This window comes from Streptococcus sp. NLN64 (genome assembly GCF_015831295.1).
Classification (GTDB): domain Bacteria; phylum Bacillota; class Bacilli; order Lactobacillales; family Streptococcaceae; genus Streptococcus.
The window spans coordinates 23,573-31,792 of record NZ_JADXDQ010000021.1; the positions used below are offsets into that span (position 1 = coordinate 23,573).

The window sequence follows — 8,220 nt, forward strand, 5'->3', positions numbered from 1 at the left end:
CTCTTTTTCGAATATAGAGGTATCTGATGACTACTTATGAAACATTTGCGCGTGTTTATGATTCCATTATGGATGAGCAACTTTATGATCAGTGGCTAGCTTTTACGCAAGAGCATCTTGCCCCAGATACAAAAGACATCTTGGAATTAGCTTGTGGAACTGGGATTCTATCCCTTAAGTTGGATCGGGCTGGCTACCGGGTCAAGGGCTTGGATTTGAGCCCAGAGATGGTGAAACTTGCCCAGAAACGGGCCAAGGAAGCAGGGCGGGAGCTAGAGTTTCTTCAAGGAAATATGCTTGCCTTACCGGCCATGGAAGCGGTAGATGCCGTGACTTGCTACTCGGATTCAATCTGTTATTTAGAAGATGAAGTTGAAGTTGGGGATGCTTTCCAGCAAGTTTTCCAAGTCCTTAAATCTGGCGGCCGCTTTCTCTTTGACGTCCATTCCATTTACCAAATGGAAGAGGTCTATCCAGGTTACAGCTATCATGAAAATGCGGAAGATTTTGCTTTTGTTTGGGATTCTTATCCGGATGAGCCGCCGTATTCTATTGTTCATGAATTAACCTTCTTTTTGCAAGAAGAAGATGGACGTTTTGTCCGCAAGGACGAAGTGCATGAAGAAAGGACTTATGAACGCTTGACTTATGAGATTTTGCTGGAACAAGCTGGCTTTACCAATATTCAAGTCTTTGCGGATTTCACCAACCAAGCTCCAGATGAAAAAAGTCTGCGTTGGTTCTTCGTGGCGGAGAAACCATGAAAATAAGCGGAGTTGTTGCCGAGTTTAACCCCTTTCATAATGGCCATCGTTACCTGTTGGACCAGATGGAGGGGCTTAAGATTGTGGCCATGTCAGGTAATTTTGTTCAGCGAGGAGAGCCGGCTTTTGTGGATAAATGGATTAGGGCTCAGATGGCCTTGTCTCAGGGGGCAGATCTGGTTTTGGAACTTCCCTTTTTAGTCAGCGTTCAGGCAGCCGATTTTTTTGCGACTGGAGCGGTTGATCTTCTAGTCAAGGCTGGGGTGGAGGAGCTTGTTTTTGGAAGTGAAGAAGTTCGGGATTACAATCAGCTGCTAGAGACTTACCGAACTAAGGCTGATGAGATGAGGGACTATATGGACCAACTTCCAGCTTCCTTGTCTTATCCCCAGAAGAGTCAAGCGGCCTGGGAAACGTTTGTGGGGCTGACCTTTAGCGGTCAAAGCCCCAACCACATTTTAGGCTTGGCCTATACCAAGGCTGCTGCTGGAACTGCCCTTAGCTTAAAGGCGGTCCAGCGGCAGGGATCCGGTTTTCATTCTTTGGAAAAGGATCAAGCTTATGCCTCCGCAACGGCCCTGCGGCATCATCGGGGCGATTGGGAGTTTATAGAGCGGCATAGTCCAGTAGCCAGTCTTTTAGCCCAAGCCCCTCAGCAAGATTGGTCTTTGTATTGGTCTTTGTTGCGCTACCAGATTCTCAGTCATCCCAATCTGGAGGAGATTTACCAAGTGAATGCGGAGCTGGCCCAACGCTTGTTGCAGGCGATTAACCGAGTAAACTCCGTAGAGGAGCTGGTTGGGATGGTCGCTACCAAGCGTTTTACCAAGGCACGGGTCCGGAGAGTTCTGACCTACATCTTGGTGGGGGCCCAGGAGGCCCCTTTGCCAGAATCCTTGCATGTACTAGGGTTTTCCGAACGTGGGCGTCAACACCTAGCGCTTTTGAAGAAGAAGGTAAAATTGGTGACCCGGATTGGAGCTGAGCCTTGGGATGCTCTGACCCAGAAGGCAGATAAGATTTATGGTCTTGGTCAAGAGGGCATTGGCGAGCAAAATTTTGGACGGATTCCGATCCAATGGGGTGGAGATTGAATCTTTTTTGCGTCAGCTTTTGGAAAGTGATATAATAACGCGTGAATGCAAGTAATTAAAGGAGAAGAAAATGGGACGTAAATGGGCCAATATTGTGGCGAAAAAGACAGCAAAAGATGGTGCTAACTCTAAAATCTATGCGAAATTTGGAGTTGAAATCTATGTAGCAGCCAAAAAAGGGGAGCCAGATCCTGAGTTGAATGCGGCTCTTAAGTTCGTTGTGGATCGGGCTAAGCAAGCACAGGTTCCAAAACACGTTATTGATAAGGCGATTGATAAGGCTAAGGGAAATACAGACGAAACCTTTACAGAAGGTCGTTATGAAGGATTTGGTCCAAATGGTTCCATGTTGATTGTGGATACCCTTACTTCTAATGTGAACCGCACTGCGGCGAATATACGTGCAGCCTTTGGTAAAAACGGTGGAAACATGGGAGCTAGTGGTTCTGTGTCTTACATGTTTGATAACAAGGGTGTGATTGTCTTTGCAGGCGATGATGCGGATGCTATCTTTGAATTATTGTTGGAAGCAGATGTGGATGTGGATGATGTGGAAGCAGAAGAAGGAAGCATCACCGTTTATACAGCTCCAACTGATTTGTACAAGGCTGTAGAGGCTCTTCGTGGAGAGGGAATTGAAGAATTCCAAGTAACAGAATTGGAAATGATTCCTCAATCTGAAGTAAACCTAGAAGGTGATGACCTAGCGGTCTTTGAAAAACTTGTGGATGTCTTGGAAGAGGATGAAGATGTTCAAAAAGTCTATACCAATGTAGATGGATTCTGATAACGACAAGGGGCCGAAGGAAACTTTCGGTCTTTTTTGTATTTCATAATACTAGCTAATAGAAATTTCTTTTATTTTCTGTTACTATCTTAAGTATAGATTAAAAGGAGGTTTTTCATGAAACTGAAAAAAGTTATTTCTCTTGCTCTTGTTGCCGCGTCTGCCCTCGTGATTGCAGCCTGCTCCAACAATGCCTCAGATTCTTCTGAAGCATCAGGCAAAGAAGTTGTACGAGTAGCCACTAATGCTTCGCCAAAACCATTTAACTATGAAGATGAAAATGGGGAGTTGACAGGTTACGAGATTGAAGTTGTGAAAGAAATTTTCAAAGACTCAGACAAATATGACCTGGAATTTGAAAAAACAGAATGGTCAAGTATCTTTGCTGGTTTGGATAGTGACCGTTACCAAATGGCCGTTAACAACATTTCTTACACAGAGGAGCGTGCAGGGAAATACCTTTATGCTTATCCTGTAGCTAAGAATCCGAATGTTTTGGTTGTTCAAAAGGATGATGACAGCATCAAATCAATGGATGATCTTGGTGGCAAGAAAACTGAAGTTGTCCAAGGAACCAACTCTGCTGCCCAATTGGAAGAATGGAACAAGGAACACGCAGACAATCCAACTGAACTTTCCTATACAAAAGCAGACTTCCAACAAATCATGACTCGTTTGAATGATGGCCAAGCAGACTACAAGATTTTTGATCGTATCTCTGTTGAAACCATTATCAAGAACCAAGGTTTGAACAATTTGAAGATTATTGAATTGCCAGAGACAGCTCAGCCATTTGTTTACCCAATCTTTGCTAAAGGCCAAGATGAGTTGAAAGAGTTCGTGGATGGACGTATCAAAGAGCTTCAAGCAGATGGTACTCTTGACAAGCTTTCTAAAGAATTCTTTGGCGGAGACTATGCTCCAACAGCTGAAGAGTTGAAATAATCTTATTAAAGTAGTTCCCTAGGGGAGCTACTTTTTTGCTGCTGCTACTTTGGTTAGGGGGTGTAACCCTACTTTATTTTTGCATCATAAAATATTTTTATTGAAAACATAAAAAAACAATACTAGGCTAGGGAGTCAGCTTCTGTTATTCTACTATCAAGAAAAAGAAAAGGAGCTTGCTTATGACATTGAAATCGGTATTGAAAATTGTAGGATTGACGACCTTGGCTGCTTTAGCCTTAGCGGCCTGTGCTCCATCAAGTGATGTTAAGGAGAATGCCAACACTATTCGGGTGGGGTTGATGGCTAAAAGTGATACGGAGGAAGCGCGCTGGGATAAAATCGAAGAGCTTCTGAAGGACGAAGGGGTTACCTTGGAGTATACGGAGTTTACAGATTACTCCCAACCGAATAAAGCTACCGCAAATGGGGAAGTGGATGTCAATGCCTTCCAGCATTATAATTTCTTGAATAACTGGAATGAAGAAAATAACGGATCCTTGGTTCCAATCGCGGACACTTACTTCACAGCTTTTCGTCTTTATTCTGGTACCAAGGATGGTTCTGAACGCTACACGAGTGTCGATCAAATTCCAGACGGAGGAACGATCGCAATTCCAAACGATCCTGTAAATGAAAGCCGAGCCCTCTACCTTCTTCAATCTGCTGGTTTATTGAAATTAGATGTTTCTGGAGATACCTTTGCGGCTCTCTCAAATATTAAAGAAAATCCGAAAAACTTGAATATTAAAGAATTAGATGCTAGCCAAACAGCTCGTTCTTTAGGCTCTGTAGATGCAGCCATTGTTAATAATGATTTTGTTCAAGAAGCAGGAATTGATTTCAAAAAGGCCATCTTTGTTGAAGTACCAGATGAAAACTCAAAACAATGGTACAACTTCTTAGCGGCTAAAGAAGATTGGGAAGAATCTCCAAAAGCGGACGCTTTGAAAAAATTGATCAACGCTTATCACACAGACGAAGTGAAAAAAGTCATCGAAGAATCATCAGGTGGTTTGGATCAGCCAGTTTGGTAATACCTGTAGAAGGTTGAGGGTTGCCCTCAGCCTTTTCGATTGCTGTGGGCTAAAGCTTGAGATGGCATGATAAATATTTTTTATGATGTAAATAAAAATCCCATACTAGGCAGGCAGAAGGAGGTCTGTTATCCTAGTATCAAGAAAAAACAAAGGAGCTTGATTATGAAATTGAAATCGCTTTTGAAAGTAATAGGGTTAACAGCCTTGGCAGGATTAACACTTGCAGCCTGTGCAAATACAGGAGGTTCTTCTTCAGATGTAAACACGCTTCGTGTCGGACTTATGGCTAAAAGTGACTCGGAAGAAAAACGTTGGGAAAAAATTGAAGAGTTGTTGGATAAAGAAGGCGTGAAGTTGGAGTACACTGAGTTTACAGATTACTCCCAACCAAACATCGCAACTGCTAATGGTGATGTAGATGTTAATGACTTCCAACACTATAATTTCTTGGACAACTGGAATGAAGAAAACAATGGAGATTTGGTAGCCATTGCGGATACTATTATTTCTCCAATCCGTCTCTATTCAGGTACCAAAGATGGTAAGAACCGTTATACTAGTGTTGATCAAATCCCAGATGGCGCAACTATCACAGTTCCAAATGATGCCACAAATGAGAGCCGCGCTTTGTATCTTCTTCAATCCGCAGGCTTGATCAATTTGGATGTTTCTGGGAAAGAATTGGCAACCATTGCTAACGTAAAAGAAAATCCTAAGAAATTGGACATCAAAGAATTGGACGCTAGTCAAACAGCTCGTTCTCTAGACTCAGCAGATGCAGCGGTCGTTAATAATACCTTTGTATCTGAAGCGGGACTTGACTTCAAAAATGCCCTTTTTGTCGAAGTTGCGGATGAAAACTCAAAACAATGGTACAATGTTCTTGCTGCTAAGAGTGATTGGGAAAAATCTGATAAAGCAGATGCTTTGAAGAAATTGATCAAAGCCTACCACACTGATGATGTGAAGAAAGTCATCGAAGAAACCTCAGAAGGTTTGGACCAACCAGTTTGGTAAGTCGATACTGTATGCAAACCAAGCAAGGGGAGTGGGTTTGGAAGAGAGCCTACTCTTTTCTTTGCTACCAATACTCACTAATACTCATTACATTTCAAAATCTGAATGTGTTAATCCTCTTCGCCGAACCTTAGTTCTGCCTTCATCGGATTGATGGCAAGCGATGCTTGCTTCATTGTCTATAAATTTTAATCCAATTCCTGGATTAAAATTCGTTTCAGATTTCGAACTGTTTCGAGTATAGATTTCAAAATCTGACCTTATTAAGCCTCATTGATGAATAATCGTCCTCGGCTTTTCTAGTCATTTTTTGAAAGATTCGAGTATTTCGATTTTGAAGTTGGTTTAGTATGAAATAGGAGTATGTCATGTCAGAAGCTATTATTAAACTTGAAAATATTGGGGTTCGCTTTGCCCAGAAAAATAAAGTCATTACTGCTGTTGATGATGTTAGTTTGTCGATTCAACAGGGAGATATCTATGGAATCGTAGGCTACTCTGGAGCAGGGAAATCTACCTTGGTGCGGGTTGTCAATCTTCTGCAAGTTCCAACAGAAGGGCGGTTGGTCGTTGATCATGAAGTGTTTTTTGACCAAGGAAACGCGCAATTGAGTGCCCAAACTCTTCGGGAAAAACGGCGGGAAATTGGAATGATCTTTCAACATTTCAATTTGATGAGCCAAAAGACGGCCGCTGAAAATGTGGACTTTGCTCTTAAACATTCCGGTTTAAGCAAGGAAGAGAGAGCGAAGAAGGTTCAGGAACTACTGGAGTTAGTGGGCTTGGCTGATCGAGCTGAAAACTACCCCTCACAGTTGTCGGGCGGGCAAAAACAACGGGTGGCGATTGCGCGTGCTTTGGCGAATGACCCGAAAATCTTGATTTCAGATGAGTCAACCTCAGCTTTGGATCCCAAGACGACTAAACAGATTTTGAAACTACTTCAGGAATTGAATGAACGTCTGGGATTAACCATCATTCTGATTACGCATGAAATGCAGATTGTAAAAGACATTGCAAATCGTGTAGCCGTTATGCAAGATGGACGCCTGATTGAAGAAGGTAGTGTGCTGGATATTTTCAGTAATCCTAAGAATGACTTGACTAAGGATTTCATGGAGACAGCGACTGGGATTGATGACGCCTTAAGGAAAATATATCAACAGGAAAGTGTTCTGCATTTGCCGGCTGGGCAAGAATTGGTACACTTGAAATTTTCCGGTAGTGTGACTGACCAAGCCATTATTCATGACCTCTCCAAGCATTATGAGGTTGCAGCCAATATTTTATTTGGAAATATTGAAATCTTAGACCATACTCCGGTCGGTGAGTTGATTGTGATTCTCTCTGGTTCCGCGGAGAATTTGGTGAAGGCACACGGAGGACTAAAGGAATCTGGAGTTGGCGTTAAAATTCTGAAGGAAGGACGTTAAGATGAATTTTATTGAAACTTACTTACCAAATGTTTATAAAATGGGCTGGTCTGGACAAGCTGGCTGGGGGACGGCCATTTATTTAACCCTCTACATGACCTTTTATGCCTTCCTGATTGGTGGATTTTTGGGCCTTGTTACGGGTCTATTGCTTGTACTGACTGCTCCAGGTGGTGTTCTTGAGAATAAGTGGGTTTACTGGACTTTGGATAAGGTAACCTCCATTTTTAGGGCCATTCCGTTTATTATCCTGCTTGCGGTTCTTTCTCCGTTGGCTCAAATCCTTGTTGGAACCAGTATTGGGCCCAACGCTGCTCTTGTGCCGCTATCTTTTGCTGTCTATGCTTTCTTTGCTCGTCAAGTACAAGTTGTTTTGGCTGAATTGGATTCTGGAGTTATTGAAGCAGCCCAAGCCAGCGGAGCAACGACTAAAGACATCATCGGTGTCTATCTGAGCGAAGGGCTGCCCGATCTTATCCGGGTCACAACGGTAACCTTGATTTCCTTGGTTGGTGAAACTGCTATGGCTGGAGCTGTTGGAGCAGGGGGTCTGGGTAATGTGGCCATTGCCTATGGCTACAATCGCTACAATCATGACGTAACGATCCTGGCAACAGTCTTGATTATTATTCTAATTTTCACCATTCAATTTGTAGGGGATTTTATCACTAAAAAAGTCAGCCACAAGTAAAAAGATCTCAGAGGTTTTTACTCCTCTGAGAATTTTTTTTAAATAATTTCAAAATATCTCTTGCAAAGACCAACATCATGTTGTATACTAATAAAGTCCTGACGGGAGAGTTCCTTAAACGGGACGCAATCAGTAGAATAGTTCGGCTCAAACGAACGAAAACAAAAAAACTTCAAAAAAGTTAAACAAAAGTGTTGACAAGCCATTGAGGTTTTGATAAACTGATTAAGTTGTTTCGTGAGAGATATGACCTTTGAAAACTGAACAAGACGAATACCAATGTGTGGGTAGTAGGAATACTACCTGTCAATAATAAAACAATAAATCTGTCAGCGACAGAAAAATGAGTAAAGACTCAAACTTTTGATGAGAGTTTGATCCTGGCTCAGGATGAACGCTGGCGGCGTGCCTAATACATGCAAGTAGAACGCTGAAGGAAGTGCTTGCAC

General features: G+C 42.5%; 8 protein-coding genes and 1 rRNA gene. All 9 read left to right on the plus strand.

Translation table 11 applies throughout. The annotated features are described in order from the left end of the window. Positions 1–26 precede the first annotated feature (26 nt). Complete coding sequence (locus tag I2503_RS04635; RefSeq protein ID WP_196967191.1) at positions 27–764, plus strand: class I SAM-dependent methyltransferase; 738 nt, start codon at positions 27–29, stop codon at positions 762–764. Next, positions 761–1,858 carry a nucleotidyltransferase gene (locus tag I2503_RS04640; RefSeq protein ID WP_196967192.1) on the plus strand — a complete coding sequence of 366 codons (1,098 nt, stop codon included), beginning with the start codon at positions 761–763 and terminating at the stop codon, positions 1,856–1,858. Before I2503_RS04635 ends, I2503_RS04640 begins: the two co-directional genes overlap by 4 nt. Before the next feature lie 70 nt (positions 1,859–1,928). Next, on the plus strand, positions 1,929–2,645 hold the full coding sequence (locus tag I2503_RS04645; protein ID WP_196091602.1) for a YebC/PmpR family DNA-binding transcriptional regulator: 717 nt from the start codon (positions 1,929–1,931) through the stop codon (positions 2,643–2,645). Positions 2,646–2,768: 123 nt separating this feature from the next. Next, positions 2,769–3,590: an amino acid ABC transporter substrate-binding protein gene (locus I2503_RS04650; RefSeq protein WP_196091628.1), complete on the plus strand. Its 822-nt coding sequence runs from the start codon at positions 2,769–2,771 to the stop codon at positions 3,588–3,590. A 182-nt stretch (positions 3,591–3,772) separates the two neighbouring features. Further along, positions 3,773–4,627 (plus strand): MetQ/NlpA family ABC transporter substrate-binding protein, encoded by an 855-nt coding sequence (locus I2503_RS04655; protein WP_196091601.1) that lies wholly within the window; start codon positions 3,773–3,775, stop codon positions 4,625–4,627. Positions 4,628–4,792: 165 nt separating this feature from the next. After that, a complete protein-coding gene (locus I2503_RS04660; protein WP_196091600.1) occupies positions 4,793–5,647 on the plus strand; it encodes a MetQ/NlpA family ABC transporter substrate-binding protein in 855 nt (284 codons plus the stop codon). Positions 5,648–6,015: 368 nt separating this feature from the next. Further along, positions 6,016–7,080 carry a methionine ABC transporter ATP-binding protein gene (locus tag I2503_RS04665; RefSeq protein WP_196967193.1) on the plus strand — a complete coding sequence of 355 codons (1,065 nt, stop codon included), beginning with the start codon at positions 6,016–6,018 and terminating at the stop codon, positions 7,078–7,080. A gap of 1 nt (position 7,081) precedes the next feature. Then, positions 7,082–7,771 carry a methionine ABC transporter permease gene (locus I2503_RS04670; RefSeq protein ID WP_196967194.1) on the plus strand — a complete coding sequence of 230 codons (690 nt, stop codon included), beginning with the start codon at positions 7,082–7,084 and terminating at the stop codon, positions 7,769–7,771. A 362-nt stretch (positions 7,772–8,133) separates the two neighbouring features. After that, positions 8,134–8,220 (plus strand): 16S ribosomal RNA (locus I2503_RS04675); the annotation flags it as partial.